The following is a 2,279-nucleotide window of genomic DNA, read 5'->3' as shown; positions in this document are numbered from 1 at the left end:
GACGCGGTCGAGGAGCGCGGTGGTCATCTTGGGATCGCCGAACACGGTGGGCCACTCGCCAAAGGCGAGGTTGGTGGTGATGATGACGCTGGTCTGCTCATAGAGTTTGCTGATCAGGTGGAACAGCAACTGGCCGCCCGATCGGGCGAACGGCAGATAGCCCAGTTCATCGAGCACGATCAGATCGAGACGGGATAGCTGGGCGGCGAGAGCGCCACTCTTGCCGATCCTGGCCTCCTCTTCGAGGCGGGTCACCAGATCGACCGTGTTGAAGTAGCGGCCTCGGGCGCCGGAGCGCACAACGTTGGCGGTGATGGCGATGGCCAGATGGGTCTTGCCGGTGCCTGTTCCGCCGACCAGGACGATATTGCGCCGTGCGGGCAGGAACGCGCCGCTGTGCAATGAACGCACAAGCCCCTCGTTGATCGGGGTACCCTCGAACCGGAAGGCGTCGATGTCCTTCACGACTGGCAGCTTGGCAGCGGCCATCCGGTATCGGATCGACGCGGCATGACGATGCGTCGCTTCCGCTCGCAGGAGATCGGTCAGTATCTCCATGGTGGTGCGCTGGCGCTGAAGGCCGGTGGTGACGGCATCGTCGAACGCGCCCGCCATGCCCTTGAGTCCAAGCCCGCGCATGGCCTCGATCATATCATGCCGCTGCATCGAAGGTCCTCAGCTGGTCGTAACGGGCACAGTCGGCGATCGGGGGATGGCGCAGAGCGCTATCCTCGGAGGTGATGATCGTCAGCGGACGCGGCGGTTCCCGGCGTCGTGCCAGGATGTTGAGGATCAGGTCGTCGCTTGCCGTGCCCGTCGCCAGTGCCTCACGCACAGCGGCTTCGACAGGCTCCAGGCCATCGGTCAGTACGGCCGACAGTACACGGACGAACCGGCGATCGGCATCGTCGTCATTACCCAGCTTGCGGCGCAGGCGGGCAAGCGCCTGTGGCAGATCCCAGTCCTGGAAGGGGGCACCGTTTCGCAGCGCGCCAGGCTTGCGGGCCAGCACCGGCAGATAGTGCCAGGGGTCATAAATCGTGCGGTTGCGCCCAAAGTAGCGAGGATGTTCAGCGACAACCTCTTCGCCGCAGCGAACGACAATGCGATCGGCATAGGCGCGGACCTGCACCGTGCGTCGTGCCACCGTCGATAGCACCGAGTAGCGATTGCGGTCGAAGCTGATCAGGCAGGTGCCGGTCACGGCATGCTCACTCTCATTGAAGCCATCGAATGGTCCCAGCATCGGCTGCAGCGCAGATCGTTCTATCTCCAGCACCTGCGCTACGGTCAGCTCGCCCTGTTCAGGATGGGGCTGCCGTTCCGCCCAGCGCCGACACTCGGCCTCCAGCCAGCCATTGAGCTCTTCGAGACTGGCGAACCGCAACCGGGGCTGGAAGAAGCGACCCCGGATCGTCTGCACCTGGTTCTCGACCTGACCCTTCTCCCATCCCGCCGCAGGCGAGCAGGCCGTGGGCTCGACCATATAATGGTCGGTCATGATCAGGAACCGCCGGTTGAAGACGCGTTCCTTGCCGGTGAACACGCTCGTCACAGCCGTCTTCATATTATCGTAGATGCCGCGCCCTGGCACGCCGCCGAAGAAGGCAAAGCCGCGCGCATGCGCGTCGAACAGCATCTCCTGGCTCTCGCGAGGATAGGCCCGGACATAGACCCCACGTGACGCGCACAGGCGCATATGCGCTACCTTTACCCGCATCGGTGCTCCGGCGATCTCGACATCCTCATGGCTCCAGTCGAACTGGTAGGCCTCGCCTGGCCTGAACATCAGCGGGATGAAGGCGGTGACGCCATCGCCAGCATCCTTGCGCCGCTCGATCTTCCAGCGCGTCGCATAGCGCCGCACCGCATCGTAAGAACCCTCAAAGCCTTCTCGCACCAGCAGGTCATGGATCCGCGTCATCCGCAGCCGGTCACGCCTGCCGCGCAGCTCGTTCTCTTCCAGCAGCGTGTTCAGGCGCTCCTGGAACGGACCGATCCTGGGCAGTGGCTGAACCTTGCGCTGATAATCAAAGGCGCCCTCCGGCGCCCGGACCGCTTTGCGGATGACCTTCCGCGACACATGCAGATCCCGCGCGATCGCCTTGATCGCCTTGCCTCCGGCATACTCACGCCGGATCCGTAAAACTGTCTCCAATACCAACATCCCGATCTCGCCGCCTGAAAATCCAGGAAGCTGCTTAAACCATCGAAATGAGGGGTCCCTTTTAGACGCCGATCACCCCGCTAACGGGGTCCTTTTTGCACGCCGATCCACA

2 protein-coding genes are annotated in these 2,279 nt (G+C 63.4%); both read right to left on the bottom strand.

The features are described 5' to 3' along the window. Positions 1-666: IS21-like element helper ATPase IstB (istB, locus tag ACODR8_RS19875; RefSeq protein WP_489008846.1), on the bottom strand; the 666-nt coding region annotated here is incomplete at its 3' end. Continuing rightward, positions 653-2,167, bottom strand: coding sequence for an IS21 family transposase (istA, locus tag ACODR8_RS19870; RefSeq protein WP_489008845.1), 1,515 nt, complete (start codon positions 2,165-2,167; stop codon positions 653-655). The genes istA and istB, both read right to left, overlap by 14 nt. Between the last annotated feature and the right edge of the window lie 112 nt (positions 2,168-2,279).

The organism is Sphingobium sp. FG58 (assembly GCF_057809055.1).
Note: the sequence above shows the minus strand (reverse complement) of the source record. Positions and strands in the feature narration are given on the sequence as shown.